Consider the following 24,376-nt stretch of genomic DNA (forward strand, 5'->3'; position numbering starts at 1 on the left):
AAGGCGTATCTTGAAAACCATCTTGAGCATTTACATAAGCTTCATTTTTAATAAAGTCTTTGACTAATGAAATATTGTTTTCTTTTGCTGCTCTATGCAATGGAGTTGTATAAAATATATCATGACTCAGATACGGCATATCTTCCTCTTTAATTGAGTTTAATTTGCCACTGGATTTTAAAAGACCATTACCGTGCTTACCTCCAAAGACAGTACAGTAAAAGGCAGAGAACATAAGCACATAAAAATATACCGCTTGTTTCATAGAACCTCTACACTTTTTATATTATTAAAATTTTTTCTAATATACTATTATTATAAATTAATTAATTTTTAATATTCAATAGTTTTTATTCAAGATGCACCACATTGCACAAGGCAGCTTTGTAATGTATCCACTGTTATATCTAAGCAAGCTCGAATACAGGTATCTTTATCAGGATACAGTTGTTGTGCCAAGGCATTTGAGCCTTGCGGTTGAGCTTGAGAGGTAATTGGATAATCGATAACTTCTTCTGGATAAATATCTTGATAATTAGCTGGAGTATCCAAATTGTTATAATCAAGATCAGGATAATAACTAGTATTTAGGTAATTTTGATAATAAAAATTAGGATTAGCCCGTTGCTGCCAATCACGGTTACGCCCCTTATAATTTCTTGAATACCTAGTGAAATTATAGGAGTTTTGACGTACCGTAGGGTAGTTAGCTATCTGACCTGCTAATGAGGTAGTGGCATTTCGCTTTTGTGAAATAGTAATACCTTGAGGCGATACAGCACTAAACTGAGTTGTGCCTGTTGCACCAAATGTAGTTGCTGTTGGCCGAGTACCAAAACCTTGACGGCCACTAACAGCACGTCTAGTAAATGTTGGAGCCTGACTCGTAATTACTAAGATAAAAAACAGTAACTTAAAAATTTTTTTTTTCATAAGTAGCTTTCTTGTTACATAAATTGACCAATATATTCAAGGATATCTTCGTATAAAGGAGTCTTTGCCAGTAAACCTTCTTTTGCTATACCACTTTCTGGACCACTTAAACCAAGACGCCGCCTAAACAGCTGGCCTATCTTTTTATACGATTCATCTTCTGTTTCTTTATACTTCTCGCGAGCTAAATGAACATACCCTTTTTCTTGTAAACGCTTTACCGGCATAGAACCAACAAACGCATGAACAAGGTGAGGCAATCCAAAATAGACAGATTGTTGTATATGTCCATCAGTTGGCTTTAAAGCCGCTTCATGCAAGAGTGGATAGTTTTTGATTAATGCTTTAAGATCCTTTTTGCTTGCTGGCCCTAAAAAGCTATAATCTGGTGTATTTTTAAGTAACAGCTGGGGAGTTCTTCCTTTAGAATCTTTTACTTGTGTGTTTGCTCCATGCTCAAGGAGTAATTTAATAAATTCTCTATCAGCCATATTTGCCGCTGTATGCAACGGTGTCCAGCCTAAAAAGTCAGATAAATTAGGATCAGCTTTATTTTCAAGTAAAAGTTTTACAAGCTCAGTACTGCCTAAAAGCAATGCTTTATCAAGTGGTCGAGCACCTAACTTATCTTGTGCATTTACCTGGGCACCTCGCTGTAGAAGATCTTTTATTGTTGGCAAAAGGATATGAGTATCTTCTAGATACAAACCTTTATCAAGTGCCGTTAAAAGTTGTTCATTGAGCGCTCGGGGCGTTTGCATGCCAAAAGAGCACATACACAAACTATTTAGTAGCAATAGACAAATACGTATCACTTTATAACCTCGCTACTCTAGCACTAGTATCTATTTTCTAATTATCTAATTACTTGTTATAACTTTTATTTTACAATATTTATTGTATATTAGTCAATAATAATTAAAAAATTGATTTTGTTATACAGTAATAGTTAATATTATAATAATAAATAGGTGTATTTTTTAGACTTTCTACCACTATTACTTAAGGAAACATATGCAAGCTCTCTCTCTTAAAAACAAGCTTGGTATTTTACTACTAAGCCTACTATTCTACACACTAACTAGCGAAGAAATGTCTATGACCAGTATTACTATGGTAACTCAGCTTAAAGATAAACAAGGAGAGGCATTTGATAGAGAATTTATAAAGCATATGATCCCTCACCATCAAAGCGCACTTGATATGGCTCAACTAGCATTAACTCATGCCAAGCGACCAGAAATTAAAAAACTGGCAAAAAACATACTCAGTACTCAACAAAAAGAGATTAACTTGATGGAAGAATGGCAAAAATCTTATTATCCAAAAAGTTTTGAGTAGTTTATACTATTATTAAATTAGTTTTAATAATCACCGTTACTTCTAGCAAAAATGTCTTTTTATAATAAACTTTGTACCGAATTTTATGACTTAGAAACGCCCTGGGCATCAGAACAAGAAGTGCTTTTCTATAGCTCTTTTCTGGAGCAGTATCCAGGTATTTGGCTTGAGGCCATGTCTGGCTCAGGTAGACTTTTGCTTCCACTGCTTAAACATGGTTATAACATTCAAGGCGTAGATAACTCAGAGCATATGATTCAAAGTTGCCTAAAGCGTGCAACCAACCAATACGGTACCCCAGTAATTTTTAATCAATCGCTCACTGATCTTACATTAGAAAGAAAGTATGCTGGAGTATGTATTACTTATAGCTCTTTTCAGCTTATTTATGACCGGGATCAAGCCTTTAAAGCGCTTGAACAACTTAACAAATGTTTGCTGCCTGGCGGCATACTTATCTTAGAATGTTTTATCCCGTGGGACATAATTAAAGACACCATTTGCGGTCAAACACCCCTAAAAACAGCTGGTCCCTATACAACAAAACGTGTTTTACAGAGTATTAACGGCACGCTTTTGTATCTTAAAAGCTCTATAACCTTAGATACTCAGGCACAACGGATGACCAGTAAAGGTATTTTTGAAAGAAGAACTTTGGCAGGCACTCTTCTTGAACAAGAGCAGGAAGAGCATATTATTACCTGGTATTACCAGTATGAAATGGAACTTTTACTTGAAAAAGCTGGTTTTAAATTAATTGCTCTTTATCAAAACAGTCACCATTTAGAACCTCAAGATAGTGTCTTTACGGCTGTTAAATATTAACACTAGTATCATAAAAATGAGCTGCAATCATTTCATGCATTAAAGATATAAGCGTTTGTAGATGCTTTTCTTGCTCTTTGTTTAGTGCTTCTTTTTTTGCTAAAGCAGCACTATCAATCAGTTTAAACTGATTTTTCAAAGCATCATAACAGCTATCAATTAGTATTTGATCAAATGTAGGCGTATCTTCTTTTGGATTTTTAAGAATATAAGCTTCTAGTACAATTAAAAACTGGGCACTCTTTTTGCCGAGCGTAAAAAAAGCATGGCTTATTTTTTTTTGGGTATCAGTAAATGATGTTTTTGTTATCACCGGTGCTTTAACACGCACTTCTTTTACAAAAAACTGCTCTACTTTACTTAGATTTTTTTTAAGTTCTTGTAGCTGAATTGTATTTAAGGCAAGCTTTGCAAGCGCTCGTCGATCAGCTACCTGCATTTTAAACCCTTCTAGTACTTCAAACATACAATAGTATGCAAATCTCTCTTGTACCTCAGCGTCAGGTATTCTAATAAGTTCAACACTAAGATGGATAAGTTCTTGTGCAAAACTTTCACCTACTCTATGAGCATTGCTTACAAGCTGCTTTTGATTACCTACACATAACGAAGTATTTATAGCTAATAGGAAAATAGCCACACTAGGAATTAATTTTATTTTCATACTACTCTCTTAGCGTTGAAATAATAACGTAAACGTCACTTAGTATAGAGAGTTACCTAACTTAATCAATAATCAGCCCTACATAAGCAAGGCTGATTATCATAAAATATTAATAAATATAATAAGTTACTTTAGAAGCTTTATAATTTCAGGAAATGATGATTTTGTTGCTTGAGAAAACTCAGGAGACTTATAGACCTCTTGTATAACAGTTAAAACAGTTTTCCCTTGTACGTCCTTTATATTTTTATCAGCACCTTTGGAAAGCAGTAATTTCACGCTATCAACATTTCCTCCTGCTGCAGCTATAAAAAGTGGTGTATGACCTTGCTTGTCTTGGATATTAACAAGAGCACCTTTTTCAAGAAGATACTTAATAATTTGATTATGCTCATAGGCTGCTGCTTGATGAAGTGGAGTCATGCCTGAAGCATCATGAGCTTGCAGATCAGCACCGGCATCAAGCAATACTTTAAGTATTGCGGGGTTATCCGTATACAGAGCAGCTTGTAGTAGAGCTTCATCTTTTTCTTTCTGATCTTGAGTAGCCAATGTGCTCTTTTTTAAAGCTTCTTGTACTTGAGCTAAATTATCATGTTTAATAGCTTTTATAAGTTCAGTGCGAGCCTTTGCAAAGTTGACTAGGCTTATAAAAAGAAGTACTAAAGTAACTGTAAACTGTTTTTTCATTATTTCTCCTTAATGGTATAAACAAATGTTCCTAGTACTTAGTATATATAATTTATTTTATATTTGTAAATGATTATATATTTTTATTCTCTTTATATGCTTTTTTAAAGCCCTGCAAAGCTCTCCATAAAATTAGCTTTTTTATAAAAATTAAATAGACTATCTTTTATAACTATCACATTACTTTTTAGGAGAAATATAATGAAGAAGTCGCTCTCTATTTTTAGCCTAACTTTAGCTTTTTTTGCGCTAACACAAGCAACTAAGTTTGACATTAGTCTTGTGGCAACACAACCTGCTAGCGCTCCTTTAGTTATAAAGCAAGAAAATGTCTGTTTTTGTCACAACAAAAAATGGCATGCTACCGCTCAAAATATTACATTTAACCTTGAGGAAATTTTAAGAACAGAAGAACAAGAAGCTACTTTTCAAGGGACTATAACAGTTAAAGAGAGCACCAGCCCGCAAACATTTTTATTAAAAGTATCACCTAAAAAGAACGGCTCTATTAGTTTTGCTAGTGATACTTATTCATTTAGCGTGTGTATAAAACCAAGTTAACCCAATGTAACATACTGTAACGGAACAAAATATGAAATACATTAATTTACTTATCATGGCTCTTTTGTCGTTTGTATCCATGTACATACTTATGTACATTATGGTTGATAGCTACTCTAATGTTTACCTGAACCTTAATCAACTTTATATGGCTGGTGCAATGACTGCCCCTATGTTACTTATAGAATTACTACTTATGGGCTCTATGTACACCAATAAAAAACTTAATGCAGCCATTATACTCTCTAGTACAGCAGTACTGATAGTATTAATAACTTGTGTTAGAAAACAGACAGCCATAACCGACAAAGAGTTTTTAAAGTCTATGATTCCACATCACGCTGCTGCCCTTTTAATGTGTAAACAAAATCACTTACAAGATCCTGAGCTTAAAAAACTTTGTAGTACTATCAGCTCAACACAGCAACAAGAAATTGATTTCATGAAATCAAAACTGAAACAGAAAGCATAGAAAAAAGCACCCGTACTTGAATCATACAGTAGACTATACACATCTTTATAAACAATACTCAGTTATATACTGAATTATATCAACCGGCAGATTTTGAAAATAATTATTAGGTGATTGGACAGTAGAAGGGTTACACAAAATACGACTTAGAGCTTGCTGTTTTTTAAGAACTTTTATTGTAGTAATATAGTCCTTATATTCATTGAGCAGATTAACAATCTGCTTTTTTAGCTCTATACCCAAACGAGCTGAACAAGCAGTTACATACGGCGTCAAACCATGATTGTTTTTTACAGAAAGACTTACGTTGGCCTTTAATAATGCTTTTACCGCACCTACTTGCCCTATACGTACGGCATAATGTAAAGGAGTATTGCCTTGAATATCTTGTGCATTACCATTAGCACCATAAGAGAGTAAAAGCTCTATACTTTCAGTATTGCCTAAAGCAGCATGCCAATGAAGTGGCTGTTCTCCTACAGTATCCTTAATATCTAGCTGAGCGCCAGCATCAAGTAATAGTTCCACAAATTGTTTGTTGTTAATAAAAGCAGCCCAATGGAGCGCTGTCTCTCCATCTGAATCCTGACTGTTAGGATTAGCCTTATAAAGCAACAGTAGTTTTAGTATTTCTATTCTAGAAGAATCTGAAAAACACTTTATCTGAGACCATGCATTAGAAGTATGATCAGTTAGTGCTTTAGCACCAAAATTAAATAACTCAATAAGCGCTTTAAAGTTATATCCAACAGCAATAGAAAGCAAAGTGTAGTGACTTTTAACACGAGTGTTTTTAATAATAATATTAGGATTAGCACCGCTTTTTAAAGCTTTTTTTACTTTACGTACATTACCTGTTTCAACAGCACGTATAAGTTTTTTATCTTTTAAGCTATGAGCATATGTTTCAGCAGACATTAAGCAGCACACGAAAGCTATCATATAATAATATAATTTCATACGAGGGTTCTACTTTTGCAGTTATAGCAGATCTTACTAATCAAAGCTGTTTAGTTACCATTATAATTACTATTTACCTATACATGCAAGAAACAACTAAATACTCGTATGAGAACTACTTTTATACCGCATGCATAGCAATTATTTTAACAATATCTTGTGGTAGCATCTGTATTGGTGCTTCTAAACTATCTTTCTTTGATCTATACCAGAAGTTTGAAATTAATTTTTTAACAGTCAAAAACATGGTTAAACGAGCACCTTTTTCAGGGGATAAAATTTTCACTAGAGCATTCTGTTTTTTTTCTCTGTTTGTTTTAATATAAGCAAGAGTAGACTCTTCAAGCAATATAGCTATCGCTTGCTTGTTTTTTATTACCGCAGCTGTATCATACCGCTTTAACAGTCTTGCGATATCAAGTGGAGTCTGACCATTATTATTCTTACTGCAAGGACAGGCTCCTGACTGTAACAATAACTGCGTAATAAGTAAGCTCTGAGGCATAAAAGAAGCAGCAGCCCGATGAAGGGGCGTTACACCATCAGCACCGCAGACATTAGGATCAGCACCCAAAGAAAGCACTTCTTGTACGGTAGTTATATCACCAAATTCAACTGCTTTTGCAAGAAGAGTTAAACCCATTTCTCCACAAGTGTTAACACAAGCTCCCAACTTTACAATAAGAAGTAGCTTCTTACTGCACGACAAATGTGTGCTAAGTCCACACGCTAATTGGTTATTTAAATCTTTTGGTAAAGCACTGGCACTAAATACCATACCAAGTATAACGGGCGCTAAATATATTTTATAGTTAACCACAACACTCCTTTTTATTTAATATATTTATATATTACTAATTATATTTTAAAGTATAGCACTAATTGAATTTATATCAATCGTATTTATTGTTGCGATTTTTAGTCTTGCTAAGCTAATAAGCTCTTGTTTAAACTAAAACTACTGCTTTATCTATCTAAATTTTACTTAAGGACTGTATGAAACTATTTTTTGCTTTGATTAGTGCTTCTCTTTTTTTTATAGCAATTACTACAAGTCAGACATCTAAAAAGTGGTATAATTGGGGTGACAATCAAACATGTCAACCACGAGAAATTTTTGCACCAGCCACTAAGCAAGAGCTTATAGATATTGTCCAAAGAGCACGTGCTAATAACTGGCACATCCATGCCTATGGTTCATCCCATTCATGGAGCGATATTGTATGCACCGATTATCTTATAAATACTGATAAGCTTGATAAAATACTAGAAATTAATAAAGACAAACAAACAGTAAAGGTCGAGGGTGGTATAAAACTCTATAATCTTAATGAACAACTAGCACAGCAAAACTTAACACTTGCTAATTTTGGTGAAATAGCTGCTCAAAGTGCTGCAGGAGCTACAGCAACTGCTACTCATGGTTCAGGGAAAACAGGTACTTTGGCAAGTTTTATACAGGAGCTTGAACTTATAACTGCTGACGGCATACTCCATACTTTATCAGTAGATACACACCGCGAACACTTTGCTGCAGCACGTACTAGTTTAGGAGCTTTAGGAATAATCTACTCGTTAACCTTTGCTTGCCAGCCACTTGTTAGGCTCAAACAAGAGCGTATAGTAACAGACTTTGCAACAGCAAGGGCTGAATATAAACAACTGCGTGATAATAACGATTACTCTATGTTTTTATGGAATCCCTACACCGACAAAGTATTAGTATTTAAAACAAATAAAACACTAGAAGATATCTCTCATAGTTCTTTCTGGCAAAAGATAAAAAACAAACTATTTTCTAGTAAATTAGTGCGTCAGCTACTGGTTACATTAGTTGATTTAGCACCTTCACTAACACCTCGGGTTATCGATAGTATATACACTCAGCTAGAAAGCAAAGGACAAGTTGATTATGGCTATAAAATACTTGTACAAGCACAAAAATCTAATGATCAAGTTCTTTATCAAGAAGAAGAAATAGCAATTGCTTTTGATAAGCTTACAGAAGTAGCGCCTGCTATCAAGCAACTACTATTAAAATATACTCAAAAAGGTTTTTACACTACAATTTGGGGCGTACTCTTTAGATTTGTAAACGCTGATACAAATAATTATCTGAGCCCTGCAGCAGATCGTGATACAGTCTACGTAAGTATAACGTCTTCTCAACTTAATCTTGATTTTTATAAAGAGTATCAAGACCTTATGCTCAAGCATGGCGGCCGTCCACATTGGGGGAAAATAAATTTTACAGATCATGCTCAAGCACAAAAGCTGTATGGCGATAATCTTACACGCTTTATAAAAGTGCGTGAACAACTGGATCCAAAGGGCATCTTTAGCAATACTTTTACCAAACGTGTCTTTGGTTCTTAAGCTAGTAATGTGATTAATTGTTGCTTTTATTAATCACATTTAGCAATACTAACATAAAAGGGGAGAAGGTAGAATATGAGTAATATAACCAAAATAATACATGGCAATGCAACGACCTATTCATTTCAGCTCATAATGCTGTGTATTACTTCGCTTCTTTTAGGCATTACTATTTACCATTCAACAAAAAACTTTAACTCTCTTGATCAAATGCCTGAACTATTTCCTATAACTCCTGCTCATCTAGAGGAGTTTCAAGGAACTCCCACTACAGTTGAAGTAGGCCTTTACATAAAGGATTTTCCTGAATTCAATGTACTTAAAAATGAGTTTGTTTTTTCTGGTATCATCTGGTTTCAGTTTGATCCAAGTAAAACATCACTAGATACACTAGGTAAATTTTCTATTGAAAAAGGTGAAATAGTTTCTCTGTCGGCACCTACTACAAGGCTTATAGAGGGGAAAGTATTTGCCCGCTATGATATTCGAGTACGGTTTAAAGCAGCTATGAACTTTAGCCTATTTCCTCTTGAAGATCACACTATTTATATAATTTTAGACAACCATTTTGTAACCCCGGGTGAAATTCGGTACGAATCTTCGGTATCTAGTTTTATTTTATCCCCCAATATGATTGTTTCTGATTGGATTCCTTATGACCGATCAGTTTATACAGGGCACTCTGAATCACACTTAGAGGAAGGTTCAAAGGACAAAAATGTCTATTACCCTCGTGTTGTATTTGGTATAGATTATAAACGCTCAGGTACGCGACAACTATTTACTATACTTCTTCCTTTAATACTTATATTTTTTATTACTGTATTTTCACTTTCTATGGATCCAGAGGCCTACTCTAAATCAATTATTGCACTGTCCACTGGTAGTGTAACAGCATTGCTGGCCTATCGCTTTGTTATTGAAAACTTATCTCCCCATGTTGGTTACTTTATGTTATCTGATTTATTATTTTTCTTATTTTTAGGAGCAGTTTTTATAATCTTTTTTGTAAATGCTCTTACTTTGACACTTGGAGGCCGCTCAAAGGCCTGGATTACTGTATTAGTACATACTTTAGTAGTAAGCACATCTTTGTATCTTATTGACTTTTGGCTACGATAAAAAGGGAAAACATGTATATCTTTAGGTTGTTTGCTGTTCTTAGTATGCTCACTCTTTCAAGCACGATAGTTATCGCTTTCGATACGCTTCATCAAGCATATAGTTATAGTCAATTAATTGAAGAACAACCACAACCCGATATAAAAAATGCTGTTAACCTACTCTATACAGGTCTACACAGAAAACAAGAACTTTCCCGTATTAATATTTTTTTAAGCCATTTTGGCCTTTACAAACCAGCAAAACTTTGGTCAATTGGAAATTTTAAAAATATTCTTATATCTACGGTTAAGCAACGTGAACAAGAAGGCTACAACGGAAAATTTGTAGTAAAAATAACTGCTTTGCCAGAAACAAAATGTATTGTATTCGGCCCGGTATCAACTCAATTTCATTCGCTCGTGCGCGATTTACTCGAGCTTAAACGACAACAAATTATAAATGAAAATCTACAGATTATACAACCAAATTGTTATGTAATATTTAATGGTAATACTATTAATGGTGGGCCTTATAGCATAGAAACGCTTACATTAATTCTTACTCTTATAACAAAAAATCCGCAGACAGTTATCTATATTAAGGGGCAACAAGAAGACAACTCTTATTGGAAAAATTATCAACTTAAACGAGAACTCCAGATTAAAGCAACTAGGCTCTCAGATGAACAGATACCACTTGGTCGCTTTATTAACCGTTTTTTTAATACACTACCAGCAGCTGTCTATATAAGCACGCTCAATCCCGAAGAGGGGCTCATTGAAATATCTTATTTTAGTAGATCAGAAAAAGAAAGTTATTCAGCGTTATGTGCTGATAAATTAAGAAAAGTTTCTCCAGGAATCTTAGAAGTTTGCTCTATTAACCAAAATAAAGTTTCAACAGCTCCCCCAGTTAAGGCAATTGTAAAAGCCGAAACACGCTTTATTACGCTTGAACAATATACTGGACTTACTTTAATAGAACCTGATAAAGGAGCTACTGCTTGGTCTGTGCTATCAAGTCCTACACGCTATTATCAAGAACAATACAATTTTACTTATGATGCTTTTGCTGTAGTAACTATAGGCGAAAAGCTTGGTGACTCAACAATTACTCATTATTACCAAGATACACGTGAACTACTTGGTTTTAAAAAAGGATCTACCTATCAACTATTGACAGGTCAACACGCCAAACATACAGTGCCACTAGCAGATGAAAAAAATCCTATTATAGTAGGCTGTACTCTAGATTTTACTAAAGGGCTATCAACCCAAAGCAAACAAATACGAACGGGCCTTACACTACGAATCAACAAACAAAATGAAGAAGGCGGCGTTAACGGAAGACCTATACAAATAATTTATATGAATGATGAATATACCCCTGAGCGCGCTCGCAAAAACGTTGAGGACTTTATTAAAACGTATAAGAGTACTCTTATACTATCGCCTCCAGGAAGCGCTACTCTTGAAGCTTATGTAGACTTAGTTAAAAACAACAAACTATTTGTTTTCTTTCCTGTCACTGGGGTACCCTTATTTAGAAAACCTGAGCTTACCAACCTGGTGCATTGGACAGCATCTTACGTAGATGAAGGTCAAGCTGTTACTGCTTATAGTATTACTCATAGTTCACTATTATCGCTTGCTTTTCTTTATCAAAATGATTTATATGGTAGATCTGCATTAGAAGGTGCTCGCAAAGCGCTACAAAAAGCTGGTGTTAAAACAGTCCTAGAACTACCCTATAGTCGCAATACTGCACAATTCAAAGAAACAATAGACAAGATTAAAACTTCTTCAGCTGAAGCTATAGGTTTTTTTTCAACCGCTCTTGCTACCACAGAATTTATAAGACAAGCAGGAGTAGAATTATTAAACAACAAAAAACTGTTTAGCGTTTCTGATTTAAGTGAAAATTCTTTTAAAAAGTTTATACACCAAAAAGGGCTTTCAGTTACTTTATCTAATTTTGTACCTAATCCACATACAAGCACCTTACCTATTGTAGAAGAATGTCGTACACGTGCTCAAGAGACAGGCGGCGTAGATTTAGATACTTTTGTTTTAAATAGTTATATAAACGCTGATCTTTTTATTTATATATTACAACAAATAAAAGGACCTATAACGCATGAAGCAATTCATAAAGCAATAGCATCTATAAAAAATAAGTCTCACAAGGGGCTAGAGCTTAATTATAATAAGTTAACCCAAGAGCTATCGCGTACTCTTTGGCTTGATACAGGAGAAGATAAGTGGATAAAACAAACTATGTTAAACTAAGATTTTTGAGTACTACCATGCGTATACCAAGTATTTTTTTATTTTTAATGTTGACCTATGGGGCGCAAAGCTGGAGTTTTACTACGCTTACACAAGCGATTACCTATAGTACCCAACATCCTGAGTTTCCTGAATCAGATAATGATACTTTGGATAATCCTAGCTTTATGACTTTTTATCAGCTACAAAGACCAAGCACTGTTAAGCAACTAGGTCAATGGCTCGGCATCATAAAAACAGGCTGGAATCCCTACTCTTTCTCGAATCTTCTTAACTCTATGGTTCAAAAATATAAACCATTAATTGACTACTACGCAGCAATGCTCACTGTCCCTACAGGTACTCAGTTAATTGTACTAGGTGATATTAATGGTAATTACCATTCATTAGTTCGTATTTTGCAAGAACTCTATTCAAAAAAAGTACTAGATAATCAATTTAAATTAACTGCATCAAACTACTATTTTGTAATTAATGGTAATGGTATTGGTTCGTCTGCATATGCTCTTCAAACACTGGAACTGCTTTTGCATCTATTACAAGCTAATCCAAACGCTTGTATTTATAGTACAGGTCCCTTTGAGGAGAAAAAACGATGGACAAAAGGAGCCTTTAGGCAATCTCTTGATGCTACATTTAGACCACAAAAACAGGTATTGACGCTCTTGGAAAATTTATTTAATTCTTTATTTGCAGCGCTCTATGTTTCTACACCAGAATCAAAGACATCTTTAAGAATATCTTATTTAGGTAATGAAAATAAGGAACTTAAAAGCGACCGTTGTTCTCGCAAAGTACCCTTAAACAAAGTAACACCTTGCTTAATTACTCAAAAAGGACCTACACTCCAGCCTGTATCTGTTATGATTACGGCTCCCAAAAGCACTATTCTCTCTCAAGATTTTACAGGACTCTATTTTGGCCAAGAAAAAGATAAAGCACATTGGTCTTTTACTTCTTCTGCCAGTATGCAGTATCGCATGAAGTTTAGATATTTTTACGATGCTTTTACTATTATAACTATAGGAAACTCTATTAATACTAGTGCTATTACATTGTATAATCGCGATGTACGTTACGATAAACAGTTTAAATATAATCCTACGCGTAACTTATATACAGGCAAAACTTTGCCGATATATAAAACTCTAGGTGATCCTTTAGATTATATAACTTATGGTAAAAATTTATCAGCAATATTAACGGGGATGTAAAAGCATGCGCCCCTTTAGTAGTAATTAGCGGTGATTTATTAACTAAAAACAAGGGCCTCTCAAGAGGCCCTTTATCATAGTATTAATTATATAGTGCTTATATTAAACTACGGCACCACAACCATCTAAGCATGCGCTTAAAGAGTCATTAGTTGTATTCAAGCAATTTTGAACACAGCCTCTTTGGTCGCCTACAAGATTATCCTGATCTTCATACTGACCATACACAGGTTGTTGCGGGTATTGAGTTATATAATTATTGGTATTATATACTGGTGTAGTGTAGGTGCTTACAGGATAAAACCCATAGGCATCGTAAAAATCATAATAGATTGGTGGATAATAGCCATAAGACCTATAGAAATAGTTTGGGAAATAACTATAAAAGAAATATGGATTATTTTGATACCACCAGTTCCAGTGGTGTCCCTTATAACCTTTATTTAAAAAGCTACGTTGCTGACTGAAGTGTCTTTCTGAACGGTATTTATTGAATTTACTGTTTGTATTGTTAAATGTCCTATTAGGAGACAAGCTTTTTGCCAATTGTGGATTTCTTGGGTTACCCATTTTTTGGCGTAATACTTGTACATTTTTTGAATTGTTTATGTTTTTAGTGACATTTTGACGCCCGGCAGGATTAATTCTACCACCGCCAAAAGTGCCTCTGCCAACTAAGTTACTACGGTTACCCGTAAAATTAGAACGTCCTGCAGAAAAGTTTTGACGATTTATAGATGAAGTAAAATTTTTACTTCTACCAAGTTGGCCTGGTCTATAAGAAGATGTATTAAGTGATCTACCCGTAACACCTCTATTTATTGACGTTCTGTTAGCAAGTTGGCCTGCTTGACGCGTAGATGCATTAAATGATCTACCAGCAGTGCCTCTATTTATCGATGCTGTGTTAAAACTTGTTCGTCCAGCACTGCCTGATCTAAATGCTTGAGAACCACCTGTACGCCCTGCGCTGCCCATACGTGCTCCTGACATACCAGATGCTGCAAACGATTTAGTTCCACCGCTACCTGCGCGGCCTCTACCTTGATTGCCACCACCTTGACGAGGTGCTGCTATAAGGTCTGTTAGACCTCCAAGCATTAAAAATAGTATCAAAAATCTTTTGGTATTCATAAAGTATCCTTTTAGTTAATGTTTATTGATTTATTTTCTTTATTACATTACCATTTTTTATTAAGTAAATGCAATAGATTGATAAAAATAATAAATATTATTGCCAAAAATATATAAAATTTATACTTAAAGGCTGAGGTTGCTAGGTTACACTCAAGGTAGACATATTCTTAAATTTTTGGTGCGCTACGACTATCTAAAAAATAGTTACTAAAAAGCCTTACCAGAAAGCTCTATTTAGAGTTTGAAGACTTAACTAAAAAAAACTTTTGTATTTCTCTGGATAAACTGAATCTTAGAGTTTTGATATCATAACAGAAGCAGAAGTAAGCATAAAAAAAGGCGAGATTGCTCTCGCCTTTAGAGTATTATTTTATCACAAGTTTCTTAAAATATAGCAAAATTAAATATTAAAGCCTCTACCTATACCGTCAAGCAATATTTTTAGCCCAACAAGTACACATATTACTGCAATAACTATACCTGGAATACCCATAAAATAGGTATATGAACCAAGTCCAAAAGCCATAAGCGCTACACCTATAGCAACTTTTATTACGTCCACGGAGCCTCCTTTCTTTTTACAATTTATGCTTCTTGCAATCCATCAATAATCAATTTAATGCCACCAATAACTAATGCTAAACCAATAATACCTAGCACAATCATTGGTATAGGTAGTCCTAATGCATCAAGCGCTCCTAAACCTACAAAAGGAACAGAAGAAACTATACCTAAAAGAGCTACACCTATAAGTATCTTAATTATGTTCACTAAAATCCTTTCTTACGTTAATCTAACAGTCGTCTGTATAGTTGTAGCTTATTATACTATAAAAATGCAAGATATCTACGAACAAAAAAAGAGGTGCCGTTAAAGCACCTCTTTTTATACTATTTTTTAATAAATTAACTGTTGTGTGATTTGTGTAATGCACACACTGTATGCAATGCTTCCGTTGCATCAGCATCATCTTTAAAAAGATCCATAAAAGTTCTGTTTTCTAAAAGAAGACTTGGCTCTTTTAATCTTTCTACTTCAGCAATAAGTGATTGAACAATACCTTCTTCTTCAGCTGAAGGTGCAATGGGGCGCCATTGAAGCAATTCTATAAGCATAGCTTCCCATTCTTCTAGCTCTTCAACTTGAGGAACTACAAGAATTTGTTTTACCGCGTCTTGATCAGCTGGTACCACAGGAACTTGACCTTCTTGTACAAGCTCTACTGCTAGATTTTCATTTTCAGGAGCACGATCTTCTACGAGTATTGCAACGGGCTTAGCTCTATTATATAACTTATAAGCAGCCGAACCTGCAATAGCTAAACCTGCTAAAGCTAAAGCTGTTTTGCCTGAACGAGTACCTGACGCAGCTTTTAACCCTTGAGCTCCATCATTTAAAAGTAGCTTTGTTACTTCAGTTAAAGTAACAACTGGTGTAATTTTACGACCTGCTGGTGCAGCATCGTCCATAGCTTGAACACCAAAGGTGCTAGCAGCAACTAATACTAATACTGTTTTCTTTTGAATACCATTCATAATTATTCCTCCATGTTAAATAGTATACTTTCAGTCTACGTATTTAAAATAAAAGTGCAACTGGTCCTATTTTGACTCAATATACCCTTGACGTAGCTCTTCTTGATAAAAGATATATAATCCTGAAAGTACAAATAAAAATGATACAAGCAATGATCCAGGTATACGTTCACCTAAAAATAGCCATCCTAATAAAGCGGCAAAGACAGGACACATAAAGCCAGCAAACGATAAAAATGTTGCTGTATATTTTTTAAGTAAATAACCATACAAATTATAAAATATCAAATTAGCAACTACTACAATAAGTATTGTTGCTTGAATAAAGGGTATCCAATGAGACACAGGGAAAGGATCCCAACATTCAACACATCCAGAAGTAACTAACGCTAGTAGGCCACCAAAAAACATACCTACACCATTGACAAATATTGAAGAATAATCACGCTCTTTTACCAGTTTGCGTACCACTACCCACCCATAGGCACTAAAGACAACTGCTCCAAACGTAATCAGTTTAGGTGTTAACGATTGTAGTAATATGCCTTGGTAAGCCTCATGTATAAACGACGGAATAAGTGAAAAAAACCCAAGACTCAAGCCCAACCATTTTTTGGGTGTCATCTTTTCAGAAAATGCCATATACGAAAACAATGCTGCAATAAAGGGGGATAAATTATAGAGAAAAGCTGATTCTATACTTGATATATCTTTAAGAGCACATGCATCACACACATAAGTTAAATAAATATGAAATAAAATTACTTGCGCAAACAGCAACCAATCCCGTTTTATATAATAGCTTATTTTATGTTCGAGCAGCCTAGGATTTTTAAGTAAACAATAGGCATTAAGCAGTAACCCTGCAGCAAGCATACGTACAGCAACAAAAAAAAGTGGTTGGGTATAAGCTAGAGCCCATTTGCTAATGGTGAACATACTAGCGCATACCATATAAAGAAAAACAACAAGAATCATAAGTATAATTTCGTAGCTATAAAAATAGATTAAATAGGTGTGGTTTCTTCTGCTTTATAAAAGATATAAAAACCAATAAACATAATAGACATTGAGATATAAAACGTTGTAGGAACACGATAACCAAAAAACAACCAATCAAATATGGCTGTCACTATAGGAGTTATAAATCCAGTAAACGAAAGAAAAGTAATCGTATACTTTTTAAGTAATTCTATATACATAGTGTTACATATAAGATTAGAAACTACTATAAGACCACCCGTAGTTATTAAAAACCACGGTACATTAGTAACAGGCACAGGGTTCCAGTTTTCGGTAAGCCCAGAATGCACAAGAGCCATAAGGCCACCAATAAGCATAGTAACACTGTTAGCCATAACAGAATCGCATCCTTTTTGACATACCGCTTTTTGAATAAATATCCAGCCAAGCGGACAGACTAACACAGAAGCAAGTAATGCTAATTCAGGTACTGATACTAAACCAAAATACTTATATAAATGTGGATCAGCTGCATCAGCACTTATAAGCAATGGTATCGAGCCTAAAAGCCCTATACAAATACCAAGCCATTTTTTACCTGATAATCCTTCACGCAAATAAGTCACTGACAGTAAGGCTGACACAAAGGGATACAAGTTATATAAAAACGAAGTTTTAGCGGGGGTTAAATGTTCAAGAGCGAGAAATTCCAACCAGTTAGTAAGATAAATAGTATATACAGCCGCCCAAAATAAAGGCCACCACGAAATAGTCGGAACTACAAAGCGATCACGCCTAAAAATATACTGATAAGCAAGCACAACTGCGCCACCAAGCACCATGCGAAATCCCGTTAAGAATAAAGGCGATGTATAATACAACGCTACTTTACCAATAGGGCATACGAGTGCATAAAAAATATTAAGTAAAAAAACGGCGATCATAGTGGTATACCTCAGATATTACTGTATGTGTTTTTATAGTTTACCATAAGGCAATCAAAAACACCACCCTGCTCCTAGAGCACCTCTAAAGGCTGTTGCGTAGAGAAATAAACTACGTACACTAATAACTACTAGTATAAAAAAAATAAGCACCCATTTTAAGATAAGAAAGGGCTCAGATGAGCTTGCTCAAAAAAACATTTTTAGCTTTAGTAAGTTGTTTTTCTTTAGCCTACGGCATAAGCGAAACTCAATTATTGAGCACTATGGCAACATTAGAACACCAATGCTTTGATTTAATGGTGCGCGTTGTAGTTTTTGAACTTACGTGCGATTACCCTGCTCAAGACTTTCAGGTAATAAAAGCTTACTTTCAAAAAGAATTTACTGCTGGACTACTTTCTAAACTCAACTCCAAGCAAGATCTTAAAAAGCATAAACTTACTAAAAATCAACTAAAAATCTATTCTTCTCGTCTGGCTGAAATGCAAAAGCTAGCTGCTGATCATCATAAAAAAGCTTCTGACACTGTAGCTAAAACAGTTATACGTAACGGGCAGTATAAACAGTTTGGCCAAGAGTTTTTAAGTTTAGGAGAACAGCTCGGCTCAAGCACCCTAGAAACGTTAGTAACGGTAGTAAAGCTAGATAAAGACAAAAAAGCTGCGCAAGCACTTCTGCATAAATGTTACAATCAATCAAAAAGAACACTTGTTGAGCAATTTAACGCTGACAGAGTAAGCGCTTTAGCAAAACAGCATAATCTCGGCTTTATCAATAGATGGAAATTCAGATCTGGCCTTTCTAGTTTAGAAACTGAGTGCTCAGCATTTCTTGAGTCTGCCTTAAGCACCGATTTATTTTTACAATAAGCAGCTACTTACTGGGTCTCTAATTGATACTTAGCTAACCATTGCTTAACTTCTTGCGTAACTGGATCTTGTTCTAACTCAAGTAAATCTTTATTGCTTTGTTCTAAAGCAGCTTCACGCTGCAACTCATACTCTTGATCTTCAGAGTAATCATACCTATAGGTATAAGCATTATTTTGGTAGAACTCAACCTCTTTTAGTAAATTAAGATAATAAGAGGAGGTTGCATTACCACATAATTTTTTAGCAAAATCAAAATAGGCATAAGCAGCACCATTTTTGTATGCATGAAAAGCTTTCTCATCTTTTATTAAGTTTGCATAACTTGCATGATCCATAACATGCAAATTATGTAATGACCAGTCAATTGCTTGTTCTATACCACTTTTTACTTGTTGACTACGCACTAGACGCGCAGCATACCACTTACAATACTCAGGAGTACGTTCAATAAATTGCAATGGTGTTTTAAGAACATAAAAATCAAGTCCAAAGTTTCGTGGATCAACGAAAATATCTTTTCGCAAACCCCAGATAGTATGATTTTCTCTATAAATAGACCCTAACATATATGCTGCCTGTGCGCTACCAAGTATAAGAGCCTTTTTAAGCATACGAATACCGGCCCACACATTTTGCTCTCCCTGAGTTCCCTCAAGCAAGCTCATAGCTTCTTGATATATTTTTTCACTGTACTGTTCAAAACTACTTTGTTGTGTATTTGAGTTGGAGTTGCCACTAGATGCATCGTTACTATTTTTAAGATCTTCTATCTCTTTTTGTACCCAGTTAATACCAGCTTGAAAATAAGTATCATACGATTCATCTAATGCATCAGGCATAGGCTCAACGTGAGATGTAGAAGACTCCCTAGCAGGTGAGTTTTTTTTACGACGCTTTTTCTTTGCTTTTTTTGATTTTTTAAAAGTTTCTACCGTTGCAACTTCTTCCATTTGAGTTTGCATAACCGTCGCTAGTTGCAATTTTTCACTTAGAGCGCGTTCTAAATCTACTAACTGCTCTTCACTATTTTTGTTTTCTTGAGCCAACTGGTCAAGAATTGCTTTAGCTTGAAGACTTGTTGTACTTAAAGGACCAAGTAACTCTTGTAACTCGTTATGCTTTTTATCGTGTAGCAGTATTTTACTATAACAGAGGTAGGCATCTGCTTGAGTGTTTACACTGCCATAAGTGGCGATAATTTTGAGCATCTCTTGTATCTGTTTTAACACACTTACACGATTATTGCTTTTAGCTTTTTGGCGCCTTTTAGATTCAACATATAAGTGTCCCGCACAATACTCTTGTACGTGATAATCAACCAAAGATACATAAGCCTTAGCAAGAGCATCATATAAACCTTTAAGCTCTTCCTGCTCAAAAAGTTGTTGTTGTTTTGCTATAAGCCCTTGTATGCGCGTAAATGCTCCAATTTGCGCTTGTTCTTTTAATGTACTAGCTGCACCAATAGCACGAATAAATAATGTGTATAAAGGTTGTTTAAGAACAGTTTTAAGCTCAACATCTAATGCTAAAGCCTTAATACATAGTTCTAAAGCTGAAGCATTGGCTGTGGGGACATTAAGTTTATATAAATACAAACCTAAATTAGTATAGGCTTGTTTTAAATACACATGAGAGTTTGTCGGTGGTGTTTTTTCTAAATAAGCAATAGCACTAGAAAGCGCCTCTTGATTGTCAACTTGTTCAGCATTTAGTTGAGCTTGCTTATAATAAAGCACGGCAACTGCATCTTTTAAAAATGCACTATTTTCTACTGTTGGAGTTATCTTTTGACTTAAAGTAAGTAGATAAGAACTCTCATCAAGAGATGTAATGTGATTAAGTTTGTATTTTAGTATCATTTCAGCAGCGGGGCTACAGTAAAAGTTGGTCCAACTGTTATTAAAATAAGTAAGTGCTCTCTCTATCGTTTTCTTGGGCGCAACAATTACCAAGAGCGTAATACAGTGGCCCTAAATACTTATTAATTTTTTTTGATTGATAACCGTCTTTAAGGAGATTATTAAAATACGTTAAAGCTTGTTCTAAACTTTGCCTGTCTCTTTTTTTGGTTAATAGTTGAGCATGAACAAACAAACAATCTTTTAATGTAGTGGCATCTGAACAGGTAAATCCCTCTCTAATGCATTTTTCAATACGAGTGGTTAAAACTTCTTTATTAGCTTGAGGATTATCAAACTCATTTAAAAGGAGCTGCGCTAACTTTACTTGTCCAGCTCCCTGAAGTATTTTAATTTGCAAAGCAAAATCACCTGTTGCTTGAGTAATACCTTCAAGGTCCTTAAGTGCCGATTCAAGTTTGTGCTTAAACGGCTCTTGTTCAATAATATGTAATGCCCGTATATATAATGCTTTTTCTTTAAGATCTTTATTAGTACTTTGATTAAGTATATCTGTTATATAAGTCAATGCTTCTTTTTGTTCAGGCTTAACAGCTTTACGTATAAGGCTACTTGCCTTTTTAAGTTTAAGCTGCATAATCTCTTCTTTAATCTGTTGACTATCAATAGCAGGATTATCTTGAGCAAGGATTACTACTTCTTCAAGCATGGGTATTAGAGTACCATCTAGAATAGGTTGATCTCTTTTAATTAAAAAAGCTATTTTTTTAAGGAGCACTAACGGCATAGCTCTTTTAACTGCCTGAACAATTTCTTGTATTTTTATAATAGTATGCATGAGTGGAGCTATTTCTAGATGTACTCCTACAGGATTAAACAGCTCAGCCATTTTCTCTTTTGTTTGTTCATTTAAATAGCTCTGAGCCTGTTTTTGAAACTCAGGAAAAAAATCAACTATAAGTTTAAAAAAATTAAGAGCGCTATCATACTTCTCTATAGAAGGATCCATCAGTGCTTTTGTATGGTAATAACTTCCAAAAGAATGCTGTATTTTTACTCGATTATAACAAGCTGTTCTATACATAGGTAGCGCCACTTCTGTGGGATATGCTCGGATAATCTCTTGTAAGTAAACAAGACCTTTTCGTAAATAAGTATGATTATCAAGATTATTACAATCTAAATCCGCCCAACCTTTAGTTATGTCAGATAGAGCTTGCATACGAGCTTTCTTTACTATTTTACGCTGCTCAGCACTAACATCAGATGACATCATACATTTATCAGCATAGGCAATACATTTTTCAAGAAATTCAAATCGCAAAAATAAATTTTCTTGAGAATGCCGAAGCTCTAGATAAGTACCAAGATAGTAGACTAAGGCTTTAGTATTAAATTGAGTGCAATAAGTAATTGCTTTTTCAAACCAAGTAAAAGCTTCAGCAAAGTTGCCTTTATGCACTGATAGTTGCCCTAAATCAAACACCGCAGCACCCAAAAGGTCATCTAGTTGTTTATTTTTATGTTGGCCAGACTCTTTGTAATGAAGCTCAAGAGCATCAGCTACTTCTTTATAAAGTAAATATGCTTCATCATGCTTTTTTTCCTGAATACATCTTTGAGCTTTATCTGTTTTTTTTAAAATCTCCTTCAAAATCTCTGTTTGAGCAGGAGTTAGACAATATGCAGCAAATTCTTGACTCATACCTCTTAACAGGATGCTACAACTTAGCCATAAAAACATACCACAGGTCACTATTATTATTTTTTTCATTAAAGCCTCAAGACAACCTGTCGTAAAGAAATAAGACATATTAATTTAATTATACTTAATTGTATCTTTTTTCTTTAAAATTGTCGAACTGAAACTTTAATTCAAATTTCTTTCTCGCGCAAAATATACCACGAAATGGCATAATTTACACCACGTGTTGGTATATTTTACCTAATCCCTTTGTTCTACTATTTTTTTTAAGTTTAAATCGAGACCTGTCTTGCCCAGGAACCTTAGATAACATTTTGCTTTTTTAAGTCATTTTTTACCGCAGCAATATTTTGAGTGTCACATAAAAAGCACTGCATACCCAAGCTTTTTGCAGGCTCAAGATAGTCTGGCTTAGTTTCAATTAGATAACAGTCAGTTGGATTAAGTTTATAGGTAGCAAGTAATGATTTATAGGCAGCTTTACTAGGCTTAAGCTGTTTAAGAGTACCAGATACTGCTATTTTATAAAATAATTTAAAAAAATCGGGATATTTTTTTTGTAAAGCAGTTATAGTTTCTGTATTTTTATTTGAAAACAAAAATAGTCTGTTATGTGGATTTTGAGCACAGGCACGTACAAGTTCATGCCCCTTTGTTACGGGAAGCATAATAGATGCCTCAGCTTCAGGATTAAAAGCAAGAGAAGCTGCATGCAATAAAATAGAGCGCTCGGGCCAAAACCATGCTATCTCTTTTTTTATTATATCACTTACTTTGTCATGCATTTCTTTGCTAGAAAACTTATTAATAAAATACCAGCACCAGGCAGATGGAAATATAAGATCTTTAAAAAAGACCTTTGGTAATAAGCCACGTTGTTGTACAGGTATTTTAGCTACTATCTCAAACAACCTACTACGATAATGATCAATAGTTTTTTCAGTTACAAGCCCTTTTAACGCGCTTGTGTCTTGGTTTGGCGTAAAAAGCAGATCGTCTAGTTCAAAAATAACATTGTTAACGCCATGTAATAGACTTGTTAGACAGACTAACATTACAACATGAGAAAAAAAATTATACTTCATTCTTTTATCCTAATTATTTTGATTTTTTTACTATCTTTAGTCTTTTAGGAATAATAATACATTGTTAAGTACTACTTCAAGGTTAATTCTAATCAACTATTTTAATTATACCAGACTGTGGAATAATAATATGATTTATAAAAGCATTATTGCGCAGCCCTATAACTTTATTAATAGGAGCATATCAAACAGAAAAAACAACTCTAATAAAACGCCTTGGTAAAGAACAGGATTATACTTATGTAACTTTTGATGACATACGTTTTTTATTAGCAGCTAGAAAGGAATCTCTCTAGAAATCCCTTTCTATACACTAAAAACTGCTAACTCCATCCAAACATCAAGCCTTTTAATTAATGTTTTAAGTATCTGCTTAGTATCATCAGAGATATAGTCCCAACCTCGATCTAAAGAGTCACCTTTGCAATATAATAAAAGCAATGATTCTTCAAGCGAAAAAGGTCCACATTTAATAGTACGGTGTTTTGAGGTACCCAATACACCTATACGCCTAGACATTACTTGCACATCAAATAACAATGGTGTTTGAGGTATTTCAGTTACACCTAGCACTGTTGTTGTGTCTACTATTTCTGAAAAACGATTGTGAGGTGCTGACGGAGGAAGATGATATGTAAAATAGGCACATAATGCAGTTGCTAATGTTACTTTATGTTTAATCCACAATTGATTTTCGATGGCAAGTCTAGTGGCGCTGTTAAGCTTAGCTAGTTGAGCAAGTGCTTGATCTTCTAAAGCTAACCATTCTAAGTTCGCCAGTAATGTTAAGTACAAAGCCTGAATACTTGCTTTTGCCACAAGCTCAGACTGCGCGTGCTCCA

26 protein-coding genes are annotated in these 24,376 nt (G+C 34.6%); 9 read left to right on the forward strand and 17 right to left on the reverse strand.

Annotated features, from left to right (window positions below; genetic code table 11):
• The 3 genes from H0X48_05430 to H0X48_05440 form a co-directional block, all read right to left on the reverse strand.
• A partial coding sequence (locus H0X48_05430; GenBank protein MBA3954731.1) for an ankyrin repeat domain-containing protein occupies nt 1–265 on the reverse strand: 265 nt, incomplete at its 3' end.
• An 89-nt stretch (nt 266–354) separates the two neighbouring features.
• Entirely contained in the window at nt 355–933 is a 579-nt protein-coding gene (locus tag H0X48_05435; GenBank protein ID MBA3954732.1) for a hypothetical protein, read from the reverse strand.
• A 14-nt stretch (nt 934–947) separates the two neighbouring features.
• Nucleotides 948–1,748: an ankyrin repeat domain-containing protein gene (locus H0X48_05440; GenBank protein MBA3954733.1), complete on the reverse strand. Its 801-nt coding sequence runs from the start codon at nt 1,746–1,748 to the stop codon at nt 948–950.
• Between the two features lie 199 nt (nt 1,749–1,947).
• Here H0X48_05440 and H0X48_05445 point away from each other — a divergent pair, with 199 nt between their 5' ends.
• Nucleotides 1,948–2,274, forward strand: coding sequence for a DUF305 domain-containing protein (locus H0X48_05445; protein ID MBA3954734.1), 327 nt, complete (start codon nt 1,948–1,950; stop codon nt 2,272–2,274).
• A gap of 51 nt (nt 2,275–2,325) precedes the next feature.
• Nucleotides 2,326–3,099 carry a class I SAM-dependent methyltransferase gene (locus tag H0X48_05450; protein ID MBA3954735.1) on the forward strand — a complete coding sequence of 258 codons (774 nt, stop codon included), beginning with the start codon at nt 2,326–2,328 and terminating at the stop codon, nt 3,097–3,099.
• Here the strand turns inward: H0X48_05450 and H0X48_05455 are convergent.
• Together H0X48_05455 and H0X48_05460 are read right to left on the reverse strand one after the other, a co-directional pair.
• Complete coding sequence (locus H0X48_05455; GenBank protein MBA3954736.1) at nt 3,089–3,763, reverse strand: hypothetical protein; 675 nt, start codon at nt 3,761–3,763, stop codon at nt 3,089–3,091. The genes H0X48_05450 and H0X48_05455 overlap by 11 nt on opposite strands.
• A 126-nt stretch (nt 3,764–3,889) precedes the next feature.
• A complete protein-coding gene (locus tag H0X48_05460; GenBank protein MBA3954737.1) occupies nt 3,890–4,453 on the reverse strand; it encodes an ankyrin repeat domain-containing protein in 564 nt (187 codons plus the stop codon).
• A gap of 201 nt (nt 4,454–4,654) precedes the next feature.
• On the opposite strand from H0X48_05460, the gene H0X48_05465 reads away from it, so the two are divergent.
• Complete coding sequence (locus tag H0X48_05465) at nt 4,655–5,014, forward strand: hypothetical protein (GenBank protein ID MBA3954738.1); 360 nt, start codon at nt 4,655–4,657, stop codon at nt 5,012–5,014.
• A 31-nt stretch (nt 5,015–5,045) separates the two neighbouring features.
• On the forward strand, nt 5,046–5,486 hold the full coding sequence (locus H0X48_05470) for a DUF305 domain-containing protein (GenBank protein ID MBA3954739.1): 441 nt from the start codon (nt 5,046–5,048) through the stop codon (nt 5,484–5,486).
• A gap of 45 nt (nt 5,487–5,531) precedes the next feature.
• On the opposite strand, the gene H0X48_05475 is transcribed toward H0X48_05470, so the two are convergent.
• Together H0X48_05475 and H0X48_05480 are read right to left on the reverse strand one after the other, a co-directional pair.
• Nucleotides 5,532–6,446 carry an ankyrin repeat domain-containing protein gene (locus tag H0X48_05475; protein ID MBA3954740.1) on the reverse strand — a complete coding sequence of 305 codons (915 nt, stop codon included), beginning with the start codon at nt 6,444–6,446 and terminating at the stop codon, nt 5,532–5,534.
• Between the two features lie 121 nt (nt 6,447–6,567).
• Nucleotides 6,568–7,266: an ankyrin repeat domain-containing protein gene (locus tag H0X48_05480; protein MBA3954741.1), complete on the reverse strand. Its 699-nt coding sequence runs from the start codon at nt 7,264–7,266 to the stop codon at nt 6,568–6,570.
• A gap of 176 nt (nt 7,267–7,442) precedes the next feature.
• Between H0X48_05480 and H0X48_05485 the strand changes: the two genes are divergently transcribed.
• From H0X48_05485 to H0X48_05500, 4 genes are all read left to right on the forward strand, one after another.
• Nucleotides 7,443–8,822, forward strand: a complete 1,380-nt coding sequence (locus tag H0X48_05485) for an FAD-binding protein (protein MBA3954742.1) — start codon at nt 7,443–7,445, stop codon at nt 8,820–8,822.
• 75 nt (nt 8,823–8,897) lie between these two features.
• On the forward strand, nt 8,898–9,944 hold the full coding sequence (locus H0X48_05490; protein ID MBA3954743.1) for a hypothetical protein: 1,047 nt from the start codon (nt 8,898–8,900) through the stop codon (nt 9,942–9,944).
• An 11-nt stretch (nt 9,945–9,955) separates the two neighbouring features.
• Nucleotides 9,956–12,214 carry an ABC transporter substrate-binding protein gene (locus tag H0X48_05495; protein MBA3954744.1) on the forward strand — a complete coding sequence of 753 codons (2,259 nt, stop codon included), beginning with the start codon at nt 9,956–9,958 and terminating at the stop codon, nt 12,212–12,214.
• On the forward strand, nt 12,187–13,428 hold the full coding sequence (locus H0X48_05500; protein MBA3954745.1) for a hypothetical protein: 1,242 nt from the start codon (nt 12,187–12,189) through the stop codon (nt 13,426–13,428). Before H0X48_05495 ends, H0X48_05500 begins: the two co-directional genes overlap by 28 nt.
• Nucleotides 13,429–13,530: 102 nt before the next feature.
• On the opposite strand, the gene H0X48_05505 is transcribed toward H0X48_05500, so the two are convergent.
• The 6 genes from H0X48_05505 to H0X48_05530 all read right to left on the reverse strand — a co-directional run bounded on the left by H0X48_05505 (nt 13,531) and on the right by H0X48_05530 (nt 18,007).
• Nucleotides 13,531–14,562 (reverse strand): hypothetical protein, encoded by a 1,032-nt coding sequence (locus tag H0X48_05505; protein MBA3954746.1) that lies wholly within the window; start codon nt 14,560–14,562, stop codon nt 13,531–13,533.
• A 403-nt stretch (nt 14,563–14,965) separates the two neighbouring features.
• Complete coding sequence (locus H0X48_05510) at nt 14,966–15,127, reverse strand: hypothetical protein (GenBank protein ID MBA3954747.1); 162 nt, start codon at nt 15,125–15,127, stop codon at nt 14,966–14,968.
• 23 nt (nt 15,128–15,150) lie between these two features.
• Entirely contained in the window at nt 15,151–15,336 is a 186-nt protein-coding gene (locus H0X48_05515) for a hypothetical protein (protein ID MBA3954748.1), read from the reverse strand.
• 134 nt (nt 15,337–15,470) lie between these two features.
• Entirely contained in the window at nt 15,471–16,100 is a 630-nt protein-coding gene (locus H0X48_05520; GenBank protein ID MBA3954749.1) for a hypothetical protein, read from the reverse strand.
• 66 nt (nt 16,101–16,166) lie between these two features.
• The gene (locus tag H0X48_05525) at nt 16,167–17,078 is read right to left on the reverse strand and encodes a DMT family transporter (protein ID MBA3954750.1); all 912 of its coding nucleotides are present in this window, start codon (nt 17,076–17,078) and stop codon (nt 16,167–16,169) included.
• A gap of 29 nt (nt 17,079–17,107) precedes the next feature.
• Nucleotides 17,108–18,007, reverse strand: coding sequence for a DMT family transporter (locus H0X48_05530; protein MBA3954751.1), 900 nt, complete (start codon nt 18,005–18,007; stop codon nt 17,108–17,110).
• Nucleotides 18,008–18,186: 179 nt separating this feature from the next.
• On the opposite strand from H0X48_05530, the gene H0X48_05535 reads away from it, so the two are divergent.
• Nucleotides 18,187–18,879 carry a hypothetical protein gene (locus H0X48_05535; protein ID MBA3954752.1) on the forward strand — a complete coding sequence of 231 codons (693 nt, stop codon included), beginning with the start codon at nt 18,187–18,189 and terminating at the stop codon, nt 18,877–18,879.
• Between the two features lie 8 nt (nt 18,880–18,887).
• Here the strand turns inward: H0X48_05535 and H0X48_05540 are convergent, their stop codons facing one another.
• The 4 genes from H0X48_05540 to H0X48_05555 form a co-directional block, all read right to left on the reverse strand.
• Nucleotides 18,888–20,744 carry a hypothetical protein gene (locus tag H0X48_05540; protein ID MBA3954753.1) on the reverse strand — a complete coding sequence of 619 codons (1,857 nt, stop codon included), beginning with the start codon at nt 20,742–20,744 and terminating at the stop codon, nt 18,888–18,890.
• Nucleotides 20,745–20,784: 40 nt separating this feature from the next.
• Nucleotides 20,785–22,518 carry a hypothetical protein gene (locus tag H0X48_05545; GenBank protein ID MBA3954754.1) on the reverse strand — a complete coding sequence of 578 codons (1,734 nt, stop codon included), beginning with the start codon at nt 22,516–22,518 and terminating at the stop codon, nt 20,785–20,787.
• A 233-nt stretch (nt 22,519–22,751) separates the two neighbouring features.
• A complete protein-coding gene (locus tag H0X48_05550; GenBank protein MBA3954755.1) occupies nt 22,752–23,534 on the reverse strand; it encodes a hypothetical protein in 783 nt (260 codons plus the stop codon).
• A gap of 306 nt (nt 23,535–23,840) precedes the next feature.
• Nucleotides 23,841–24,376 (reverse strand): hypothetical protein (locus H0X48_05555; protein MBA3954756.1); only part of this gene is annotated, 536 nt, incomplete at its 5' end.

The organism is Candidatus Dependentiae bacterium (assembly GCA_013821315.1).
Lineage (GTDB): Bacteria > Babelota > Babeliae > Babelales > Babelaceae > JACDHA01.

Coding starts and splice junctions, on each gene's coding strand:
- H0X48_05435 (MBA3954732.1), bottom strand. CDS start 933: ATGAAAAAAAAAATTTTTAAGTTACTGTTTTTTATCTTAGTAATTACG.
- H0X48_05445 (MBA3954734.1), top strand. CDS start 1,948: ATGCAAGCTCTCTCTCTTAAAAACAAGCTTGGTATTTTACTACTAAGC.
- H0X48_05450 (MBA3954735.1), top strand. CDS start 2,326: ATGTCTTTTTATAATAAACTTTGTACCGAATTTTATGACTTAGAAACG.
- H0X48_05455 (MBA3954736.1), bottom strand. CDS start 3,763: ATGAAAATAAAATTAATTCCTAGTGTGGCTATTTTCCTATTAGCTATA.
- H0X48_05460 (MBA3954737.1), bottom strand. CDS start 4,453: ATGAAAAAACAGTTTACAGTTACTTTAGTACTTCTTTTTATAAGCCTA.
- H0X48_05465 (MBA3954738.1), top strand. CDS start 4,655: ATGAAGAAGTCGCTCTCTATTTTTAGCCTAACTTTAGCTTTTTTTGCG.
- H0X48_05470 (MBA3954739.1), top strand. CDS start 5,046: ATGAAATACATTAATTTACTTATCATGGCTCTTTTGTCGTTTGTATCC.
- H0X48_05475 (MBA3954740.1), bottom strand. CDS start 6,446: ATGAAATTATATTATTATATGATAGCTTTCGTGTGCTGCTTAATGTCT.
- H0X48_05485 (MBA3954742.1), top strand. CDS start 7,443: ATGAAACTATTTTTTGCTTTGATTAGTGCTTCTCTTTTTTTTATAGCA.
- H0X48_05490 (MBA3954743.1), top strand. CDS start 8,898: ATGAGTAATATAACCAAAATAATACATGGCAATGCAACGACCTATTCA.
- H0X48_05495 (MBA3954744.1), top strand. CDS start 9,956: ATGTATATCTTTAGGTTGTTTGCTGTTCTTAGTATGCTCACTCTTTCA.
- H0X48_05505 (MBA3954746.1), bottom strand. CDS start 14,562: ATGAATACCAAAAGATTTTTGATACTATTTTTAATGCTTGGAGGTCTA.
- H0X48_05520 (MBA3954749.1), bottom strand. CDS start 16,100: ATGAATGGTATTCAAAAGAAAACAGTATTAGTATTAGTTGCTGCTAGC.
- H0X48_05525 (MBA3954750.1), bottom strand. CDS start 17,078: ATGATTCTTGTTGTTTTTCTTTATATGGTATGCGCTAGTATGTTCACC.
- H0X48_05530 (MBA3954751.1), bottom strand. CDS start 18,007: ATGATCGCCGTTTTTTTACTTAATATTTTTTATGCACTCGTATGCCCT.
- H0X48_05535 (MBA3954752.1), top strand. CDS start 18,187: ATGAGCTTGCTCAAAAAAACATTTTTAGCTTTAGTAAGTTGTTTTTCT.
- H0X48_05540 (MBA3954753.1), bottom strand. CDS start 20,744: ATGATACTAAAATACAAACTTAATCACATTACATCTCTTGATGAGAGT.
- H0X48_05545 (MBA3954754.1), bottom strand. CDS start 22,518: ATGAAAAAAATAATAATAGTGACCTGTGGTATGTTTTTATGGCTAAGT.
- H0X48_05550 (MBA3954755.1), bottom strand. CDS start 23,534: ATGAAGTATAATTTTTTTTCTCATGTTGTAATGTTAGTCTGTCTAACA.